General features: G+C 63.7%; 20 protein-coding genes. 7 read left to right on the top strand and 13 right to left on the bottom strand.

What is annotated here, in order from left to right; translation table 11 throughout:
* The 11 genes from CH278_RS12715 to CH278_RS12770 all read right to left on the bottom strand — a co-directional run.
* Positions 1-1,269 (bottom strand): hypothetical protein (locus CH278_RS12715; protein ID WP_179279580.1); only part of this gene is annotated, 1,269 nt, incomplete at its 3' end.
* Positions 1,254-2,123 carry a hypothetical protein gene (locus tag CH278_RS12720; RefSeq protein ID WP_094622102.1) on the bottom strand — a complete coding sequence of 290 codons (870 nt, stop codon included), beginning with the start codon at positions 2,121-2,123 and terminating at the stop codon, positions 1,254-1,256. The genes CH278_RS12715 and CH278_RS12720, both read right to left, overlap by 16 nt.
* Entirely contained in the window at positions 2,123-2,797 is a 675-nt protein-coding gene (locus CH278_RS12725) for a hypothetical protein (protein WP_256991941.1), read from the bottom strand. The genes CH278_RS12720 and CH278_RS12725 overlap by 1 nt, the downstream gene beginning before the upstream one ends.
* Before the next feature lie 46 nt (positions 2,798-2,843).
* Positions 2,844-3,080, bottom strand: coding sequence for a hypothetical protein (locus tag CH278_RS12730; RefSeq protein ID WP_094622026.1), 237 nt, complete (start codon positions 3,078-3,080; stop codon positions 2,844-2,846).
* A 10-nt stretch (positions 3,081-3,090) separates the two neighbouring features.
* Complete coding sequence (locus CH278_RS12735) at positions 3,091-3,375, bottom strand: hypothetical protein (RefSeq protein ID WP_094622027.1); 285 nt, start codon at positions 3,373-3,375, stop codon at positions 3,091-3,093.
* Positions 3,372-4,022: a DUF6668 family protein gene (locus CH278_RS12740; protein WP_255182252.1), complete on the bottom strand. Its 651-nt coding sequence runs from the start codon at positions 4,020-4,022 to the stop codon at positions 3,372-3,374. Before CH278_RS12740 ends, CH278_RS12735 begins: the two co-directional genes overlap by 4 nt.
* Positions 4,019-4,906, bottom strand: a complete 888-nt coding sequence (locus CH278_RS12745) for a MinD/ParA family ATP-binding protein (RefSeq protein WP_094622028.1) — start codon at positions 4,904-4,906, stop codon at positions 4,019-4,021. Before CH278_RS12745 ends, CH278_RS12740 begins: the two co-directional genes overlap by 4 nt.
* Complete coding sequence (locus CH278_RS12750; protein WP_094622029.1) at positions 4,903-5,679, bottom strand: hypothetical protein; 777 nt, start codon at positions 5,677-5,679, stop codon at positions 4,903-4,905. The genes CH278_RS12745 and CH278_RS12750 overlap by 4 nt, the downstream gene beginning before the upstream one ends.
* A 58-nt stretch (positions 5,680-5,737) precedes the next feature.
* Positions 5,738-7,300, bottom strand: a complete 1,563-nt coding sequence (locus CH278_RS12755) for a cutinase family protein (RefSeq protein WP_256991942.1) — start codon at positions 7,298-7,300, stop codon at positions 5,738-5,740.
* Positions 7,297-8,379, bottom strand: a complete 1,083-nt coding sequence (locus CH278_RS27545) for a hypothetical protein (RefSeq protein ID WP_179279581.1) — start codon at positions 8,377-8,379, stop codon at positions 7,297-7,299. Before CH278_RS27545 ends, CH278_RS12755 begins: the two co-directional genes overlap by 4 nt.
* A 496-nt stretch (positions 8,380-8,875) precedes the next feature.
* Complete coding sequence (locus CH278_RS12770; RefSeq protein ID WP_094622033.1) at positions 8,876-9,055, bottom strand: hypothetical protein; 180 nt, start codon at positions 9,053-9,055, stop codon at positions 8,876-8,878.
* Positions 9,056-9,653: 598 nt separating this feature from the next.
* On the opposite strand from CH278_RS12770, the gene CH278_RS12775 reads away from it, so the two are divergent.
* Positions 9,654-10,100 (top strand): helix-turn-helix transcriptional regulator, encoded by a 447-nt coding sequence (locus CH278_RS12775; protein WP_094622034.1) that lies wholly within the window; start codon positions 9,654-9,656, stop codon positions 10,098-10,100.
* A 142-nt stretch (positions 10,101-10,242) separates the two neighbouring features.
* On the opposite strand, the gene CH278_RS12780 is transcribed toward CH278_RS12775, so the two are convergent.
* Positions 10,243-11,262, bottom strand: coding sequence for a GAF domain-containing protein (locus tag CH278_RS12780; protein ID WP_094622035.1), 1,020 nt, complete (start codon positions 11,260-11,262; stop codon positions 10,243-10,245).
* A 581-nt stretch (positions 11,263-11,843) separates the two neighbouring features.
* Between CH278_RS12780 and CH278_RS27550 the strand changes: the two genes are divergently transcribed.
* Together CH278_RS27550 and CH278_RS12790 are read left to right on the top strand one after the other, a co-directional pair.
* On the top strand, positions 11,844-12,632 hold the full coding sequence (locus CH278_RS27550) for a cytochrome P450 (RefSeq protein ID WP_179274558.1): 789 nt from the start codon (positions 11,844-11,846) through the stop codon (positions 12,630-12,632).
* 94 nt (positions 12,633-12,726) lie between these two features.
* On the top strand, positions 12,727-12,948 hold the full coding sequence (locus tag CH278_RS12790; RefSeq protein ID WP_143536251.1) for a hypothetical protein: 222 nt from the start codon (positions 12,727-12,729) through the stop codon (positions 12,946-12,948).
* A 1,545-nt stretch (positions 12,949-14,493) separates the two neighbouring features.
* On the opposite strand, the gene CH278_RS12800 is transcribed toward CH278_RS12790, so the two are convergent.
* The gene (locus tag CH278_RS12800; protein WP_094622037.1) at positions 14,494-15,327 is read right to left on the bottom strand and encodes an SDR family NAD(P)-dependent oxidoreductase; all 834 of its coding nucleotides are present in this window, start codon (positions 15,325-15,327) and stop codon (positions 14,494-14,496) included.
* Between the two features lie 720 nt (positions 15,328-16,047).
* Between CH278_RS12800 and CH278_RS12805 the strand changes: the two genes are divergently transcribed.
* From CH278_RS12805 to CH278_RS12820, 4 genes are all read left to right on the top strand, one after another.
* A complete protein-coding gene (locus CH278_RS12805) occupies positions 16,048-16,962 on the top strand; it encodes a ParA family protein (protein WP_094622038.1) in 915 nt (304 codons plus the stop codon).
* Positions 16,959-17,357: a ParB family protein gene (locus CH278_RS12810; RefSeq protein ID WP_094622039.1), complete on the top strand. Its 399-nt coding sequence runs from the start codon at positions 16,959-16,961 to the stop codon at positions 17,355-17,357. Before CH278_RS12805 ends, CH278_RS12810 begins: the two co-directional genes overlap by 4 nt.
* 111 nt (positions 17,358-17,468) lie before the next feature.
* Positions 17,469-18,395 (top strand): DUF2637 domain-containing protein, encoded by a 927-nt coding sequence (locus CH278_RS12815; protein ID WP_094622040.1) that lies wholly within the window; start codon positions 17,469-17,471, stop codon positions 18,393-18,395.
* A 418-nt stretch (positions 18,396-18,813) separates the two neighbouring features.
* Positions 18,814-19,401 (top strand): recombinase family protein, encoded by a 588-nt coding sequence (locus tag CH278_RS12820; protein WP_094622041.1) that lies wholly within the window; start codon positions 18,814-18,816, stop codon positions 19,399-19,401.
* The last annotated feature ends 38 nt before the right edge of the window (positions 19,402-19,439 follow it).

The raw sequence follows: 19,439 nt of genomic DNA on the forward strand, positions 1-19,439 counted from the left end.
GGCTAGTCGTCCGACACCACCGGCCCCTCCGGAGAACGCTGCCGCGCCTGCGCTGCCGCCACCGACTGCTTTGCCTGCGGCCATGGACTTTCCGCCCGTGGCGACCGCAGCTCCGGCCATCAGAGCTGTTCCTGCTGCGGCGGCACCGGATCCACCCGAGCCGACGGCCGCGACCGCCGGCACCAACAGGCGCATCATCGCGGGCAGAACCGCCGCGGCCATGGTGAGCATGACGATGCCCAACAGCGATTGTTGGAGCTGGTCGATGTCGGGGATCTCGCCCTCGGTGACGTTCGCCGAGTTTTGTGCGGTCAGGAACGCCATCGCGTAGACCAGTGCGCCGACGGGCTTGAAGAGCAGGAACGCAATGATCCAGGCCACGATCTTGTCGTAGGACTGTGAGCCGACCGAGGTACCTCCGGCTGCGGCCGCGAGCGGTGCGGCCGCGACAGCGGCAATGAGAAGCACCTGGCGGGCCACGAGCATCACTGCCTGCGCGATCGCGCCGAGAAGGCCGACCAATCCGATGATCAGCATCAACCCCGGGGTGGCGCTGCCGTAGGAGTTGATCGAGAGCATCGAGTCGACCATGCCCACCGGGTCACGGTTGGAGGTATCGGTGATCAGCCAGTCCGAGAACGCGTCCCCGGCACGGGTTCCCGCGGCGACGACGACGGAGAACATCGTGGCTGCAATGACGGTGCGGGAGAGGGCCTTGTAGGTTTCTTCGGCTTCGTTGAGCAGTGCGTGACGCCGCGCAGCCGCCAGACGCAAGGCCAGGAAGATGATCGTCGCGACCAGCAGTGCCAGTTGTATCCAGCCCGTGTACTCCGAGATCGTCTGCAGCGGAGTGAAATTCTGCAGATCCGGGTTCGGGATCTTGATCCACCAGGTCATCGCCATGGTCAGTACCTGCGCCATGCCGGTGAGGATCGACTGCACGATCTCCCCGAACTGCGATTCCCACATCTCCGCGAACTGACTGGTAGCGAAGTTCTTGGCTGCGTCGAGGGGGTTGCCGTCCGCGGCGCACAGTGCGCCGCTCGCGCCGCCGATCAGATCGCCGATGACCGGCAACTGCGTACCCAACACGTCCCCGACGACGTCGCCGGCGGTGTCGCACGCGGTGGTCTGTGCCGCGTCGTCCGGGGTGGGTTCCTGCGCGGCCGCGATCGCACTGTCGGTCAGCGTCACCGCAAGCACGATCACCAGTGCCACTGCGGTCGACCGGAGGCACCGGAGGGCGAGGGTCGTCATTTGCCGGGCCATTGCGTCCACCCCGCCAACGTCGGGGTGTTGCCGACCTTGCCCGCCTCGGCGAGCTTGAGGGACCAGTCGCCGCCGCGCCAGAGCAGCTCGATCGGCACCGTGGTCCAGCCGTTGCCGGAGACGTTCTTGCCGGCGTATTCGATCACCGCATAGTCCGAGGAGTAATAGGTCAGGCGGTAGGCCTCCTGCCTGAACAGGGGCTTGGCCGGCGGCGCGGTGTTGCCGGCCGCGATCTGACGTTGGGCGTTGGCGAGATTGCGGTCGAGCTCGGTCTGCAGCTCGGAGGTCGAGGCGACCGCTCGGGTACCCATCACTGCCGCTGCACCCTCGAACGTGGATTGGCTGCGGTTCACCAGCTGCAGTCCCGCCAGCGCCGCGCCTTGTGGGGTTCGAGCGAAGCCGGTGGCGAGGGCACCGTCGACTGCGGTGGGCCCGTCGGAGGCGGAGAACGGGAGGGGATAGTTCTGCACTTTCTGCCACATCACCCCGGCGGGCGGGGCGCTCTGGTAGTCGGCGGAGCTGGGATCGGGGCGAGTGCCGGGGTCTTGGTCGAGGGCGATGCCGTTCGGGTTCGGGGGCACCTCGACGCGGAAGCCGAGTTCGTCGAGGTAGGGCAGTCCCCAGTCGGCGCGGTTGCTCTGGGTCGGCTGCGGCGCGGCGGGACTGGCGGCGTCGGGTTGCGGCGCGGGGATCTCGCGGGCGCTGCGGTTGATCAGGACGGCCGCGGTGCCGCCGACGACGACGAGAACGATCACGATCACCGACAGCACCAACGTCCACCGGCGTCCGCCCAGCACCTGTCCGTCGTCATCCGGAGACGACGGCACGGGATTGTGTCGCGGGGCTGTGCTCATCACGATTTCTCCAATGGTGTTGCCTCTTCCGGTACTTCGGTGATCGAGTGCACTCTGACGGTGGCGTCGCCGGGCTCGGGAAGTAGTAGCCGCCAGTCCTCGCCCGACCACACGACGGCGGTGTCGGATGCGGCGATCGAATCGTCCGGGAAGGTGGTGTAGATCGTCAGAACCGCCCGCTCGGCGGTGTAGTCGGTGATCCGGTACCCGGCGATCGAGGGACGCTCATCGGCGGCAGGAGGTGCGGTGATCGAGATCAGCTGCCGGTTGACGGCGAACGAGTCACGCGCAGGTCCGGGAGCGACCGCAGCATTGACCACCGATGGCCATTGGTAGTCGGGAGCGACCGAGATCCGCACGGTCTGTTGCAGTGCTGCCAGGGCCGCACCCTGCGGGTCGTGAGTGAATCCGCCGACCGGGCCGCTTCCCGGATTACGGGCCGGGCCCTGATCGCCGACAGGCAGTGCGATGCCTTGGTAGTCCTGCCAGCGCACTCCGGTCGGTGGTGCGGACGGATCCGGGGCCGTCGAGGTGGTCGGAGCCGCCGGATCGGTGGCCTGGATGTCGCCGGAGCTGCAGGCCGTGGCCAGTGCCGCTGCGAGCAGCCCGACGGCTATCCATGCTCGTGTCCCGCGGGTGCGGGGTGCCCCGTCGCCGGGTGTGGATGCGGTCATGGTCGGAGATACCTCTTTCATTACGCGATGCTCGTGCGCTCGCATGTCAGAACGTCAACAGGGCTGCGGCGATACCGGTTGCGGCAGAGGCGAACACTGCCGAGATGAGCGTGACCACGATCGACTGACCGGCATCGGTCTCGTGGGGAGATTGGTTGCGGGCGTACGCCAAACGTCCTGCAGCCCAGATCAATCGGACGGTGAATATCGCGAAGGCGAACCAGAGCAGATACTGCAGCAACTGCACCAATGGTTCGGTGACTTCGGTCGGTGGTGTCTTCACATGTCCTCGCTCACGAGAGGACGACGGTGTTCATGATGGTGCCGGCGCTGGTGGCGATGACACCGCCGATCAGGGCACCGACGACGATCTTCGGCGACTCCAACGACCCGCCGTTGTACTTCTCCCAGCCGAACTTTCCGCCGCCGTAGACCAGTGCGCACACCCCGGCAAGGACGACGAACCAGAGCAGCCAGCGACCCAGGCGGAGGAAGCCGTCGGACTTCGGGGGCGCTTCGGGGGTGAGTTCGATCTGGGCGAGGATGTCGATTCCGGTGTGCAGGCTGTGCAGGATCATGGCTTTCCTTCTGTCGGGGTGGTGGAGCGCTGAACGTCGAGGAGGATGGCCTCGCGTAGTTCCGATCCGACGGCGGCGATGTCGGCGGGAACGTCTGTGGCACTGCGCTTTTTCTCCGGTTGCGGATCGAACGGTGACCAGACCGCCAGGCCGCTGGGATCTCGCGCGAGTGGGTACTGCTCGACCCAGCCGATGCGCCAGTCGCGGCCGACGAGTGCGGTGACGACGTCGCGGGTCTGCTGGATTTGTTTGGGCAGCTTTCGACCCGGTCGGTCGGCCACGGTGATCAGGCCGATGATCGTGGAGGGTCCGCCGTGGCCTGCGGTGTGTTGACGAAGCAGTTCACCTGCTTTGACCAGTCCCGAGACGGTCTCGCGGGCAACGATCGCGACGTAGGGACTTTGCTTTCCGTACCCGCCGGGCCAGCGGTCACCGCAGTCGCCGGCGGGAGCGAGGACGTGGGCGAGGGTGCTCACGCCCGCGCCGCCGTGTGCACCGAGCAGCCAGAGCATCGGGGACGGGGAACGATCCGGTAGTGGTATCGGCCTGTCCCAGATCGGGAGCTCGCGTTCGGGTAGGCGCATCGAGAGATCTCCCGACTTGCGGGGTGTCTGGTCGCTGGAGGTCGCGAGGTGGGGAATGCTCACCGGTCCTGCCCTCCGGCGGCAGCGCGGACGGTGTTTGCCCGCAGCTCCTCGTAGGCGGCGGACGTCGCTGGGTTCAGCTCGTCGGCCGTAATCGGCAGCCCGGCGGCCAGGTGAGGGTCGTAGGGGATGTCGAGGACGGCGAACACTTTGCCGTGCAGGTGGTTTCGGAGTTCGTTGAGGTCGATTCCCGGTGTTCCCGGGAGCTGGTGGGATATCGCGACGATGGTGCGCAGTGGGCCTGCATCCGTGGCGGTGTAGCGGATGGTTTCCAGTGCCGCGCGCATCCGATTGACGGCGTCGGCGCGGGCATGGACGGCCAGGACTATCGCCGCCCAGGGCTCGGACCGCAGTGGATCGGCTGCGGCGCGGCCGAACCCGCGGTGTCCGAGGTCGTAGATCGAGGTGTCGACTTGGCTGCGGAGGTAGCGATCGATGCCCCGGTATGCCGGCTCGACCGACTGCAGCCAGGCGCGCCCGAGTATGTGTGCTCCTGCCGAGGTCGCGGAGGTGCAGTCGGCGACCGAGGCCGGCACGTTGTCGGGGTCGGAGCTGTCGAAGGCGGTTTCGATGACGGTGTCGCTGACCATGGAATCTGCGCCGCGTTCGACCAGATCACCGCCTGCAGGTGTGGCGTCGACGACGACCACGTCGTGGCCGCGGGCAGACCATGCGTTGCCCAGTCCGAGTGCTGTGGTGCTCGCTCCTGCGCCCCCGCAGGCACCGAGGACCAGAGTCATCGGTGGTATCGGTTCGGGGGCGGGCACCGGTTCGGGGTGAGCACGTAGGGGAAGGACCCGTGCGCCCTGGTCCGCGGGGTCGGGTAACGGGCTCTCTGGGGGCGGGGTGAGCCATTCGCTCATCCATTCGGCGCGCTCTTCGGTCACTGTGCTGCTCCGATCGACGTGATGAAGGTGCGGCCACCGGCGTCGGTGGTGCTGATGGTCTGTTTGTCCGTGGTGCGAGTGCCGTCGCTGTAGCGCTGTTCGAGGGTCACGGCGTAGGTGTTCGGGGCGGCGGCCCGGATGTTCACGCAGTGCTCGGTACCGGCGGGGATGGTGTCGATGCCGCGTTGGAGCTCGTCGGCGGTTGCAGACTTCAACTGCGCGTTCGGGGCGAGGATCTCGCGGGCGGCCGCGCCGCTGCGTTCGACGTAGTAGGCGTGCTCGAACGCCAGGATTGCTGCGCTTCCCGAGGTGGTACCGCCCGGGCCCGCGCCGGTCACCACGCCGTCGGTCACCGATTCGGGGCACCAGGATTGGGCGAGCGCAGCGGTGGTGGTCGTGGGTGCGGGCAGCTCGGATGTCGGGGCGGGGGTCGACACGGCCTCGATCTCGGGCGTGGTGTCCGGGTCGGAGGTGAAGGCAGAAACCGCAAGTGCTCCGACACCGATCGTCATCGCGACGGCCGCCGCGGTGATGCCGAGCGCGCGGGCGTTGACGGAGCGGCGTCGAGCGGGGCGTGGGGTATCGGTCGAGACGGGCTGTGGGGGCGCGAGAAGCCAGTGCGACCCGTCGTCGGCGGAGCGGGTGTTATCGGACTTGTCTGCTGGAACGTCCTGTGGCGGTGTGGGATCAGCCACCGGGGTGGCGTCGAGGGGATCGAAGGGCGGAAACCAAGAGTCGAGGGAGGTCGATGCTTCGTTGTTGTATGTCATCATCTTTGGTTCCTCTCTTCGAGAGTCCCTGGCGCACAACCGGTGTGCGCCAGGGGCTTTCTCAATTCGGCAGAGCGGCCGGGGTCGTCGTGGTCGGCCTGCTGCTGGCCGGTGATGTGACGCCGACGGTGGTGGTGATCGCAGTGCTCGGGAGCGGGAAGCTGGGGTCGGCGTCGATGCCGCCCGTATCGGTCGAACCGTTAGCCAGGTCCTTGGCAAGCGCGACGAACCAGTCGGTCACGAACGCCGTCGCCGATTCACCTGTCGGGGTGGTCGGTGTCGATCCGTAGGAGCCGTGTTGAGCGATGGTCGACGAGTACTTCGTCAGGGTCGCCAGGTTCAACAGGTCCTTGTTGTCGGTGATGTTGTCTTTGACAGCGGTGAAGGCCTGGTTGGTCAACCGCGACGTCGTGGCCGGGGGAACGAGCTTGGCGGCCGCGCCGAGGAGCTTGGTTCCGAGCAACCCGACCGCGGCGACGGGGTTGGACATCCCGACTGTGGCGAGTTCGGCGATATTCGCCGGCGTCAGGATCTCTTTCGCGACCGTTTTCACGGCGTTGAACCCGATCGTCCCCACCTTGAGCAGAGCCGAGATCGCCTGGTCGGCAGTCGGTAGCGGGGTATTGGGATCCGATGCCACCGCGAGACGCTCGGACAGGGACTTCTTCGGAGCGATCGACAGGTTCGCCAGCGTCGTTCCCTTGATGTCCTCGTTGACCACCGTCACTGCCGTCTTGATCGAGGTCATCGCCAATGCTTCCGCGACCGAGGACAGGGACCGAACCGGGTCACCGGCCGAGAGCTCGGACTGACCGGCGATGTTGGTGACCACCCGCAGGATCGGTGAATCCGACGGTGCGTCACACGCGAGATCTCCGGACTGGCAGAAGCTCGCGACCCGGCCGGTCAACGCGCCGTAGTTGCTCACCGTGTCCGACGTGGGCGCGATACCTCCACCGGTCGGCGCGTTCTGATCGAGGGCCTCGATCTTCGAGACCTCTGTCCCTGCGGTGCCCGGTGCAGGCTTTGGGGTCGTCTGCCCTGGTGCACCGGGAAACAGCGGTGCACCCACGGCCCGAGTCGGGTCGCCGAAGGTGGCGACCCCGACAAGCTTGGCGGCCGGAATCGACCCCTGACCGGCTCCGACTTTCTGTGCCCACGTCGAGACCGCGTGAGCGCCCTGGCTGTAGCCGGCGGCGGTGAATTTCGTTTCAGGGCATGCGGCAGCGACCTCCGCAGCCATGGCGTCGATGCTGGTCTCCGCACCCTCGACCGACTGTGTGTAGGGGACGTTGCCGCCGGGCACCGCGCCGCCGAACCCGGCGTCGTACGGCACGTACGCCCGCCCAGCGAGCTCGGTACCACCGGATACGGCTTTGGCGAGCAGAGGCATGAAGACCTGCGAGAGCATCCCGGTGTCGGTCGTCGGCGCGGCATCGGGGGCGGACTCCCCGGTCCCTTGCACGCCGAGGGCGAACAGCGCCGGGCACGGCCCTGTGATGAGGTCCGTGCCCGATTCGCTCGGAGCAGCCAACGCCGGCGACGTGGCATTGACCACGACCGCCACAGTGGCGGCCGCAGCCAACGCCACGCGAGCAACGCGGAGTCGAGGACGCGAGGTCACAGGTGCCATCCAGCAGGGGCAACCGAATCCAGGAACGATCCCGCCTGCGCTGCAACGTTGTCGGCAGCGGCGAGTGCATCGGCACCGCCCGGCTGCGCAGCGACGATCTCCCGCACCTCCAACGGATGCGCGGGTGCGATGCTCGCTGCCTCCGGAGGAGTCCACACCGGGGCCGCGAGTGGCGCGGGAGTAGGGGCTGGCGTGGGTGCCGGGGCAGGTGCTGGGGCGGGCGAAGGTGCTTCACCAAGGTTTTCGCCCGCACCGTATGCGCCGCCGACGACACCGCCGATGACCGCTCCGGCTGCGCCGACACCGGCCGCTGGAATTAGCGCTGCAGCAGCGCCGACCGCTGCACCGATCGCTGCACCGCCCGCTGTGGCGGCGACACCCACCGGGACAGCTCCGACTCCGGGAATCAGAACCGACCCGACTCCTGCGCCGGTGATGCCGCCGATGGTGCCGCCGATCAGGCCACCGGCCAAGATCGCCGCCGGTGCTACGACTGCGTAGGTCGTGACCGCGGAGGTCGTTCCTCCGATGAGCACGCCCGCCGTGGTGCCGGCCGCCATCCGCTCCGAGCGTGTCGTCGGAATGCCGAGGTTGTTGAAGTACGTCGCGCCCTGGGCTTCGAGCACAGCGGCGGTGTTGTTGACACGGTCCGCGTCGTCCTGGCTCAACCAACCTGGCTTCTCACCGGAGATAGCGCCGAAACGAACGGTGTTGTCCGGAGCCTGAATCGGAGCAACCGGCGTACCCGGTGCTACGACCGTCTCGTCCTTGGAAGGTTCGGGTACAGCGTCGGTGGAGGGCTGTGGGCCAGGTTTCGACGGCGTTTGCTCGACGGTGGGTTCGCTGTAATAGACCGGGGCGTTGTAGTTGGGAACCGAACGGGTCGGTGCGTTGCGGTACTCCGCCGGAGGCACGTACGGGCCGACGTACTGCCAGTCCGTTGTCGTGCCTGAATCCTGCTGCGGCACCGACGGAGACGGTGCAGTGACGCTCGGCTGGCCGCCGGGAACTTCAGTGGTCACCCCAGGCTGCCCTGGCGCGGCAACGGCGAATCCAGCACCGGTGAACATCGCGGCCACCGTCAAAGTGAGCGCTGCTGTCGCTGACGCTGCGACAGGTCGAGGGATCGCACGGTGGCGTGCTTTAGTCGAAGAGTGAATCGGCATGGTGGTGTAGCCCCTTTTGAGAATTGTTGTTCTACAACAAGTTTGGTTTTTTGGTCGATTGACCGCTTCGGCTAATGACCAGCAAGGAGTTGTGTGGGCAGTCGGATCGGCATGTGTGGATGTCGATCCGAATGCCCACGTCCCTCGTTCAGAGCCAGCCGAATATGAGCGGCCAGAACCAAGGCTGAGTGAAAAGCCACATCGGGTATCGGAATCCTTTCTGTGAGAACGGGTGTGAGTTCGAGGGGTGATGTCCCGGCGGGGCCGCGCAGTACCGAACATGATGAAATGCGCTTACTGCGCGACCCTCGCGCCGGTCCACCGGTCGAGCTGCAGGGCGTCGGGGAGCTCCCGCAGCTCACGACTGGGGTCGGGGGTGACCTCAGTCGAGATTGGGGGGTCAGGCGACGTCGCTGAACTCGATGGCCCGTCGGGGTTCGTTGGCGGGCCCGCGGAACGTCGTGTCCGCGTCGGTCCATTCGCCAAGGAGCTCGCCGGTGTCCTCGCACCGCAACTGATGCACGTCGTGAGTGCCATAGCGCAGCGAGCAGATCGCGAAGCCGAACGCTTCGGTGATCATCGCCGGGCAGAGGAGCGGGTTACGGTCAGAATCGAGGTGTAACACCGAGTCGAGATGAGAAGATGTCATTGTCGTCCTCCGAACCGATTGCAGTTCGCCTTGCGGCAATGAAACGGGTTGCACCCCGGTTCACGCCTAGATCGGTAATTGGCTGTGGAGCTCGATGGAGAAGAGGCCCTCAGCGCCGCCAGAGACGTCCAATCAACGATGGCGCTGAGGGTTTCCGTAATTTTTCGCGTGAGTCGCCACCGCGATCGCGCATGGGCGAGCGAGAAGGCAACGAAAGATGCGCGGCGGCGAGATGCCGGTCCGGCACAACCTCGCCCTCGCCGCCGCACCGATGCTGCCGTCCCGTGCGGCAGCGGCATTCTGACGCAATTTGTGCCCTGAGTTCTGGCCCGTCGATGCGTCAAGTTCGATTTCGTCTCGACAGGGGCCAGCCGCAATTGCTCAATCAGCACTGCGCTCCCCCTTCGTCTCGACGTCCGTATTCAATCTATACCCTACTATTATCGCCATATTTATCAACCCCATGCGGGGACTGTATGGAACGGATTCGGGCACAGTTATGGGTCATGAGGAACGAGGAGCTCCGCGAGTGAGTCGACGCATATTGCGCGGCTTCTCGCGGGAGGCCTTTGTCGAGCAACGCGACAAGGCGAAATGCAGTCGCGCCGACCTCGCCCGACTGGCCGACATAAGCGTGGGTGCTGTGTTCGCGTGGGAGACCGGTGCCGCTACCCCGCAGGTCGACACGTTGCTCAAAGTGGCTGAGGCGCTGTCTGTTCCGATCGGAACGTTCATCGACTTGGATGAGAACGACCGGTACCTGGGTGACCTCAGGGTGCTGGCCGGATTGACGCAGCCGCAACTCGCGCAGCAAGTTGGAATGTCGACTACGTCGCTGGGCACCCTCGAACGAGGAGAGGCGCGGCTGAAGGACGACGTGGCGCAAAGGTTGGCAGAAGCATTGGGGTGCACGGTCGACCAGGTGGAGGCGGCGTACCAACGTACGCGGCAGCGGCCGCCCGGCGTCGCGCCCTGACACTGACTTCAACATCGACTCCCCGAATCTGCACAGCTCAAAATAGGCCTTGCGCATATGCAGCCGTCTCGACCAGCGAGAGCGGGGAGATCCCCCTGTGGGGGGCGCGTCTAGGGATGGTACAGAACCGGCTTTTGGGTGTCTACGCCTCGAGTCGAATCAACACGAACGCTGCGTGGACGCCTCCTTCGAGGGTGACGGGCTCGATCACCACGTCGGCCGAGAGATACTCGCCGTCGATCCCCATCACCCTCACTTGCCCCTCGCTGCGCCCGATACTTTCTGCCCGGCGCATCAGGAGGATCGCTTCGCCGAGATCGTCCGGGTGGATGGCTGGGGCAGGCTCGCCGGCAACGCCCTTCCAGGCAATGCGATCCGAGGCCGCCGTGACCCAGCGGATGAAGTTCAGTGTCCGGAGGCTCACAATGGCGGCGTGTTCGCCCTCTGCGCGGGCCATACGCAGATAGTGGCCTTCGAGGTGCACCAGTGATTGGGGCCCGTCCTGGACGACCTCGCCCAAATTCTGGCTGACCCCGACCGAGCAACGATGAACTTCTCCTCCACGCTCGACGTCGAGAATGCGGAGTGAGAAGTGAGCACGCCATTGCGAACCGTCGCGACGCTCGACGATCCAGTCACCCTGGTAGCCGGCACCGACAGTCTTCGTTTCGATTAGGCTCAGAGCACGGGATTCCCCACCATCCTTCATCACCACCTGATCGAACATGGCTCCGATGTGTCGCTCCTGCCCACGATGCTCGGGTGGGAGGTCGGCCATCGCGGCCCATTCCTGGCTGCCCAGAGCGGTGTAGGTGGTCAGATCGATGATCCACGCGCCTGCATCGTTGTGGACGGGCGGGGGTTCCATGCCCAACGGCACCGACACGAGCCAGACTGCATGCATCCGCCCCTCTACGACAAGGGGATGAGCAATGATTCGGCGGTCACCATATTCCGTGTCGAGAGGCTCCTTGGTTCGACGAAGCCCGGTGATCACAGAGCGAATCGTGGCGAGACGATCGTCGCTGAACATTCTGCTGAGCTTCATGAATGGCTTAGGGGACTTCCCCTCAGACACGATCGTGGGATCTCGGTTCTCGTCGAACGTTTCGATCAACAGCCAATGCCGCGTCTTCTGACCGTTTGCCTGGTTGTTTGTCACAATCTAACCTCCCCGTTGGGACCCCCGACAGGTCACCTGTATCGACATCTCGAAGCCCGCAGTATGTCACTGTGGCTCGCGTCATCGGCGCGGATGACCTGTCATTCCGATCAACAGAACGGACACTCTTGCCGATGCCGCAGCACGTGACCTTCGACAGCGCATTCTTCCAAGAACCACAACACCTCTACCGGGCGTTGCGCAATGATGGTCCGCTGCACAGGTTTACATCGCCCACCGGAGTGACCGGATGGATGATCACCGACTACGACGTAGCCCGCCGCATTCTCAATGACCGATCTGTGATCAAAACCCAGGACACGATGGCCGGGGCGGATCCAAGTGCGCAGCCGCGCGAGCTGTCCGCTCGCCTACGGTCGTGGTTGAGGGAACGAACATCACCGTGGATGGTCAGCCATATGCTCGCTGCGGAGCCACCCGATCACACAAGGTTGCGGGGCGTCGTTCAGAGCGCGTTCTCCCCCGCGGCTCTCAGAGCGCTGGAACCCGCTATCGACCAATACGCCACCGATTTGATTATCAAGCTGGAATCTGAATCTGGTTCGGAGCCAATTGATCTGGTGGAAAATTATGCGTTCGCGCTCCCCGTGCAGGTCATCTGCCGAATCCTTGGTGTTCCCGACCGACACATGGGGGCCATCGGTGAGGCATCGAGAGTGTTGTCCGACGTGATCGTGGCAGATCCCGATGACCTCCGACGAGCCGCTCTGACGCTCGCCAAGATCATCTACCCGCTGATGCGTAAGCGCCGCCGGAACCCGACGGACGACGTTCTGTCCCTGTTGATGCAGGCCAACCGAGCGAAGCAACTCTCTCTGCAGGAAGCGATGTCCACGGTCGCACTGCTCTTGATCGCAGGCCACGAGACCACCGTGAACCTGATCGCAAACACGACGCACCTTCTGCTCAAAGACCGCACTGCTTTGATGCGTCTGCAGGCCGGCGACAGCTGCTTGCGTGACGTCATCGAAGAGTCCCTTCGATTCGAACCCCCGCTGCCGACAACGACTTTGCGGCAGGCAAGTATCGACCTCGACATCGACGGAACTCTCATCTCCGCCGGCGACATTGTGATGATCAGCTTGGCGGCAGCGAACCGAGACCCCGCCAAGTTCGACCAACCGGACACATTCGATCCTGCCCGTGCAACTCGAGGAAGCCTGGCATTCGGCCACGGGATACACCACTGCATCGGGGCACCGCTTGCTCGGCTCGAGGCCGAAATTGCGCTCAAGAGGCTGGTCGCGGCCTATCCCGACATGCACCTCGACACCGATGTCGGAGACGCTGTGTGGCGCGAGAGCATCGTGTTCCGTGGACTTCGATCTCTGCCGGTACGTCTCCACTAGTCGTTACGTGGCTCAGGGCCTCTTTCCCAACTAACCGGAGACCGTGCGGCGTGTCGTCGCCCCGTCTCGAGTTTCGGGTACCAGAATCGCAGCCATGACCGATATGTCACCGCGACATCCCGGCCGCCCCAGCAAAGGCGATCGGCTCGTTGCAAAGATGCGGCTGGCTCCTGAGCTCAAGAGCGCAGCCGAACAGGCAGCAAAACGCAAAGGGATGACCGCGAACGACTACTACGCGGCGTTGGTCGCGGCAGACACCGGTCTCACACACCTTGCTCCGATGTCTCGTCAGGAGGTGCTACCCGACGCGAGTTGATGAGAGCTAACCAGCAACTTCATATTCGCTCGCAGTAGCGCAAACAGACAAAAGCCCTGGTACTCGTGCCGGAGTAACCAGGGCCCAGTCTGTGTCGAGAGAGTTCGCTGCTCACTCGATCTGTTGTACTGCATTCCCCGAAGGGAACTGTCTTGCGGGACATGTTCCAGGGTACCTTGCGCCCTGACACAGTTTCAATCAATTCTGAGCGTGTCGTTTCGCGACTTCACGCACCACAGCTTCAGCACCCTCCGCGCTATCGCGGCAGCACCTGCACCAACCGTCGCCGCGGTAATGCACGTGCCCCCTACACTGCCCCCGGCCATGTTTGTGGACATCAATGCGGGTCGCTGACACCTTCATTCATAAGAGCGCTAGGAGGCCGCGAGGCCGCCTGCCGACGGTATTGCAGCGTCAGCCTCGACCTCGGGGATGGGGCGCACGGCGGCATCGCACTATGGCGCGGTGCTCAACAATGGGTAGAGATCGTGGTTCGGTGCGCTTACAGCACCGACTACATGAGGATTCGTCCCATTCTCGTGCAGAGCAGTGCGAGCTCCACCGGTGGTGGCGTCAGTCTCAAGAGTGTTCTGGCTGTCGCTGGGGCGATGGCGAACGCCGCCGACTACGACACTGGCCGGAACTCGCGGCTGTCCGTCCAATCCATAGCCCTGGCTACCGGCCTGGGTGAGAGGACCGTCCAGCGAGCCCGACAAGCCCTCAAGCTGCTACGCGTAGCCACAGAAGTCCTGCGGGGTCGGCAACGGACAAAGCACGAGAGGTTGGCGTCCTGGAGGGTGGGCGACCGCAGCCGAGGGTGGGCATCGGTATGGGCACTTCATCCAGCCAAGCCTGTGGATAGAACTCGTGTCGTTGACGCCGGTTCCATCAAAATGGCACCCCACCCCCGCAGGGGTCTCTTTTGTTCTCCTAACTCTCGTAGAGAGTTACTTAATACAAAACAACCTGTGGAAAAACGCGCCGCTCCGCGGCCAGCCACGACCAAAAGGGTGATCGCCAAGCGTGAGCGCGAACGTCAGGGGGCACTCTTAGCGGCCAGATGGCTCGGTGACGCTCGAACACCGCGCTGGGCTCGGCGACACACCTCACGAGGCTGGGCCCCGGTACTGCGCGCAGCAGCGGAACACGGGTGGACACCCGACGATCTCAACACCATCGTCGACGAGTGGGCGCGAGCGAACAGGGTTTCCCCCATGCCTCACACGCCGATGGCGTTCGTCAGATGGCTTCTCAACCAGCAGGACCTGGCGTTTCCCCCTCACCTACTCGTCGATATTGCGCGTGCCCAAGACGCAGAAGACCGGAAGCGGCAGGCCCAAGTACGCGAGGCCGAACGCCACCACCGGAATGCTGCTGCTGCTCCCCCGGACAGCGCAGCCAGAACCACGGCGCGTGCAGTAGTAAACCAAGCAGCGGCAAGAGCTCGGCAACGGCGATCGCTGGATCGTTCCCAGGACCTATCTCATCTGACAACGATTGTTGAGAGAGCTCGACGGTGGTGAAGCATGAATGTGCAGACGGGTTTCAGAGACGCTGGCGAACCCACGGGATGACCCGCATATAGCCAGGGCCGAACGACCTCGTTGCGATATCAACTGCTCGTGCATCTGCCCCCACAAGCACACGCGGTGCTCCTTTCGCGACCCCGCGCAGTATCTGGCCGGCAGCAGCCTCGGGCGTAGTCCGGGCGAGTCGATCGAAGGTGTCGGCCACAGAACGGTGGTCGACACCCGGTGCGACCTGCGCGGTGCGAGCTATTGGTGTCTTGACGCCACCGGGATATACGCACGTCACACGCACGCGATCGCCGTATTCAGCGTTCATCTCCTGCGCCAATGCCTCGGTGAACCCCCGAACAGCGAACTTGGACGCGTTGTATGCGGATGAGTTGGGAGATGCCATCAGACCGAAGGCCGACGAGACGTTGCAGATGCGGCCCGCAGTTGACGTGTCGGCTATCACGGGCAGGAAGGCTTTCGACCCGTTCACCACTCCCCCGAGATTCGTAGACACCACGCGATTGAAGTCGTCGACGGGCGTCGACATGACGCTGCCCGAGTACAGGACTCCGGCAACGTTGAATATTGCGTCTACCGACCCGAACCGCGTCTTTGCCGATCCCGCAAACTCTTGCAAGGCAGCGTAATCCGTCACGTCGAGTACTTGAGCATGCACTTCACCCGCCCCGCCCCTCTCAAGAGCTTGCACCGTTTCGAGCAGGCCAGCTTCCGACAGATCCGTCACCGCTAAGTTTGCGCCAGCCGAGGCTGCCTGCATCGCTATCTGTCGACCAATCCCACTGCCGGCACCCGTTACGGCAACCACGCGGCCGTCGTAGAACTTAGTGGCACGAGTCATCACAACCCCTTTCGGTGAGATTGAACGGTATCTGAGTGTCCGCGACACGGCCCCGATCAGGCTATTTCGGGACGTCACCGTCGACGGAGGTTTTGCCCGGCCGGGAGTCCGTCCGAACGTCTCTCGCTGCCCGGTCTCAAGTGGTGTCGCGGGGTGTTGACTTCGAGGGTGACATCAATAGCGGTAATGCTGCTATTAATGGCGTTTCTCAAAGTCGGCCGCTTTGAGGGCACGGGCATGGGGTGTTCGGGGTCATATAGGCGCGGCCCGCCGCCTTCATCTCCTAACTCCCCAACCCTCGCTGGTCCTTGTGGCTGGGGCCCAGCTGTTGCGCGCTGCGGTAGAGGGGCCTCGCGATACGCGTACGACGGTTTGCGGCTAGGGAGCCAGGTGCTATTACCAGCAATGCTGGTAATAGCACCTGAGCTGCGGATATTCGCGCTTGCTCAGCTCCCCCCACGCGTGGATCGAGTTTGTATTGGCAGTAATACTGCTATTGATGTAGGCTGGTGGCAGTAATGCTGGCAATACTGCTAATGGCGTTTGCGCGGGTATTAGTGGTAATAATGGCAATACCATGAATACTGGTCACACCAGTATTCATGTCTATAACAGTAATGCTGGTATATCCCGTGGTAATAGCAGCATTACTGTCAAAAGCGGGAATGTCAGCGTTCTTGCCAAAGCCGTCGTGTCTTAGCCGAGAGGGGCCACCAAATCGTGAGCGCAGATGCAGCTTATGACCGCGAGCGAGTTATCGCCTTCATCAACGGCAAGGGAGGTGTCATGAAGACGACACTGTCGGCCAACGTGGGAGGCCTGGCAGCGGCCTCCGGCTATCGCGTCCTCATCGTAGACTTCGATCCTCAGGGAAATCTCGCAGAAGATCTCGGCTACACCGAAACCGAAAGCGACGACCACGGTCGCGCCCTCGCTGCCGCTCTTACCTTTGGGGGAGTGGTCGAGCCGGTGCGAGGCGTGCGTGAAAACCTCGACGTACTGACAGGTGGCGTCCATTTGGAGCAGGCCACAGCAGCCCTGGCATCCAAGGCGGCCAAGGACCCACACGGAGCAAAGCTCGCACTTGCAGCCCTCCTGAAGCCGCTGGCCAGCGACTACGACCTCATCATCATCGACTGCCCGCCCGGTGACGAGACACTGCAGAACGCTGCTCTCGCCGCAGCTCGATGGGCAGTCGTACCCATCAAGAGCGATGCCTCAAGCCGTAAAGGGCTCGCAGCCGTCGCTCATCGTCTCGACGCCGTCCTAGAGATCAACCCCACTCTCGACCTTCTCGGTGTCGTTCTGGTGGGCGTCGGCAAGTCAGCGACTGCAGTTCAAGAGCGTGCGCGCAAGCTCGTCGCCGAGGCATTCCAGGACGACAGCGTCCTCTTCAGCGGGGTCGTGCGTCATTCCGAAGCCACCGCGCAAGCAACCAGGGAACGTGGGCTCCTGGTGCACGAACTAGACGATGCAGTTCGCAAAGGGCCGAAGTGGTACGAGGTCATCCGCGGGGAGGCGCAGGCACAATCCCTTGCGCCGAAGTCCTCAGGGTCCGTCGCAGACGATCTCCTCGCAATCACCCAGGAAATGATCGCCCGCATCACCGCTGCAGAACAGAAAGCGAACGCATGACCGAGCCCACGCAGAATCGCATCGTTTCAGGACTGGCTCCACGTCGACCACAGGTCACGGGCGACCTTTCAAGACTTCAAGCGAAGAATCGAACACCGGTACCGCCGCCACCATCGACGTCGACCCCAACCGAGACACCGTCAGGACCGACAGCAACCACGGACGACAACGCAGGTAAGAAGCGAATCACCGTCTATATCGACAACGAGATCTTCACCCGTGCCCGCGGTGTCCACAAAGCGACGGCGCACCTCGAAGACGACCGATCGTGGTCACAGTTCATCGAGAAAGCCCTGCTCCGCGAGGTCGAAGCGCGCGAACGCTCACACAACAACGGAAAGCGGTACAGCGGATCCGACACCCCTCTGTCACCCGGTCGACCACTTTCGTCGTAACCCAAAGCCGCGTTCCCTCATCGAATTACAAACAAACCCGACACGGGGCCCCGGCAGTGCTGACACACCACCGGGGCCGTCGGCCACAGACAACTCGAGGAGCTGTGACCTATGACCAACCGTAACGCCGACCAACCCACCGAAGCATCAGGCCCCGACTCTCTCCCAATCGGTCAGCCAGCCGAAATCCACCCGGCCATCATCAAGTGGGCACTCGGCATCGGCCTCGTCGTCGCCATCGCCGTGACCGCGTCGAGCTTCAAACTCAGCTTCTCCACCCTCTACGACCTCGCCACCATGGCCAACCTGGGTGACTCCGCCTGGGTGATCCCAGTCGTCCTCGACGGCCCGATCCTCGTAGCCGGCATCTTCCGCGTCGCACTGTCACAACACACCGACAGGGCCACGGTCATCGGCCGGCGCTTCATCATTGCCGTCTACACGCTCGCCGGACTGGCCAGCATGGCCGGCAACGCCTACCACGCGGTCCTCACCGTCACCGACCTCAACGCCGGAGTCGCTGCCGCACTCGGAGCGCTCGCACCTCTGATGGTGATGACCATGTGCGAAATGATGTCCATCGGGATCAGCGCCCCGCGACACCGCCGATCAACACCCGCAAATGGCAACGCAAGCGATTCAACCAACTCCGGCACCGCATCCGCAGACACCACCGATGGGCAGCTCGCCGCCGTGGGGACCCCCAGCGATGCTGAGCAGCTCGAGGCATACATAGACGAACAAGGGAATCTTGCACAGGTCGTCTGGGACACCGCTGACGTCTACCTCAACCACCCAAAGGCCATGGGAAAGTTCAACAAAACTGCTGAGGTACTTGGCGTTTCGCCGTCCGCGGTTGCGTCGCGGTACGACAGATGGGTCGAATTCCAACAGAGATTCGCAGCCACCAAAGCGGCCCCGCGGTCGATGTCGACCACGGAAAACCAGGCGATTGCAGAAGATTCAGACGATTCATCCCCGGTCCGTGCCAAATCCGACGGTGCGGCCCCTGTCGCCTACGCGGGGGCGGCGCAATGATGCAGCAGCAAGCCCGCCAAAACCCCGTCTGGGTGTGGGGTCGTGGTGTTAACATGAGCATCCCCATCCGGCGAGTCTGGATGGTTCGACTACGCGCTCGTCATTCACAGTTATGGCTGCGACGGGTGCAGGTCAATGGAGGCGTGGCAGAGCGGCTTATTGCGGGCACCTCATAAGTGTCTGATGCCCATAAAGCATCCGAGGGTTCGAATCCCTCCGCCTAGGCGACTCGTTAGCGAGAGTCATTAATTCGGTTCGACGGGGTTCGCCAAAAACTAACGGTTCCGGCAAACGGTGTAAAGCAAACGGGGTTATTCGTTACATTGATGCGGACACGAGTTCTTCTACACAAAAGCCGCATCTCGACGCTCGAGCCAATCTGATGTAACGCAAACCAACGTTTACGTACACTTGTGGAATGAAGATCGGTCTCGCACGTGTGTCCACTCGCGATCAGCACCCGCTCGCGCAAGAGGACGCGTTGAAAGCGGCCGGCTGCGACGAGGTGTTCACCGATCACGCCTCCGGGGTTCTCGCACGACGGCCCGGTCTCGAGAAGGCGCTGCTGATGGCTCGGGCCGGCGATCAGATTGTGGTGACCAAGCTCGACAGGCTCGGTCGATCACTGTCGAACTTGATCGAGTTGGCCGAGCTACTACGCGACCGTCAAGTGGATCTCGTTGTCCTCGACCAGGGCGTTGACACGTCTACGCCGTTAGGTCGGATGTTCTTCTCGATACTCGGTGCGATTGCCGAGTTCGAGCATGCTCTGATGTCGGAGCGTACTGCGGACGGTCTCGCCGCCGCTCGCGCTCGGGGACGGACCGGTGGACGGAAGCCGAAACTAGGTGCGCGGCAGGTAGAAATGGCGCGGTCGATGTACGACGAGGTCGACTTGGACGGCAAGCGTGCGTACACAGTGGCGCAGATCGCCGACGAGTTCGGGGTAACCCGACCTACGATCTATCGGCACCTATCTAGCCGAGCGTCCAACACCCGAATGTAAATAGAAACGCCTCTTGCTACCCCATGCTCGACAACCAA

The sequence above is a fragment of the Rhodococcus sp. 05-2254-5 genome (assembly GCF_002258575.1).
Classification (GTDB): domain Bacteria; phylum Actinomycetota; class Actinomycetes; order Mycobacteriales; family Mycobacteriaceae; genus Rhodococcoides; species Rhodococcoides fascians.

Coding starts and splice junctions, on each gene's coding strand:
- CH278_RS12720 (WP_094622102.1), bottom strand. CDS start 2,123: ATGAGCACAGCCCCGCGACACAATCCCGTGCCGTCGTCTCCGGATGAC.
- CH278_RS12735 (WP_094622027.1), bottom strand. CDS start 3,375: ATGATCCTGCACAGCCTGCACACCGGAATCGACATCCTCGCCCAGATC.
- CH278_RS12820 (WP_094622041.1), top strand. CDS start 18,814: ATGAAGATCGGTCTCGCACGTGTGTCCACTCGCGATCAGCACCCGCTC.
- CH278_RS12750 (WP_094622029.1), bottom strand. CDS start 5,679: ATGATGACATACAACAACGAAGCATCGACCTCCCTCGACTCTTGGTTT.
- CH278_RS12800 (WP_094622037.1), bottom strand. CDS start 15,327: ATGACTCGTGCCACTAAGTTCTACGACGGCCGCGTGGTTGCCGTAACG.
- CH278_RS12725 (WP_256991941.1), bottom strand. CDS start 2,797: ATGACCGCATCCACACCCGGCGACGGGGCACCCCGCACCCGCGGGACA.
- CH278_RS12790 (WP_143536251.1), top strand. CDS start 12,727: ATGACCGATATGTCACCGCGACATCCCGGCCGCCCCAGCAAAGGCGAT.
- CH278_RS27545 (WP_179279581.1), bottom strand. CDS start 8,379: ATGTTCACCGGTGCTGGATTCGCCGTTGCCGCGCCAGGGCAGCCTGGG.
- CH278_RS12815 (WP_094622040.1), top strand. CDS start 17,469: ATGACCAACCGTAACGCCGACCAACCCACCGAAGCATCAGGCCCCGAC.
- CH278_RS12770 (WP_094622033.1), bottom strand. CDS start 9,055: ATGATCACCGAAGCGTTCGGCTTCGCGATCTGCTCGCTGCGCTATGGC.
- CH278_RS12810 (WP_094622039.1), top strand. CDS start 16,959: ATGACCGAGCCCACGCAGAATCGCATCGTTTCAGGACTGGCTCCACGT.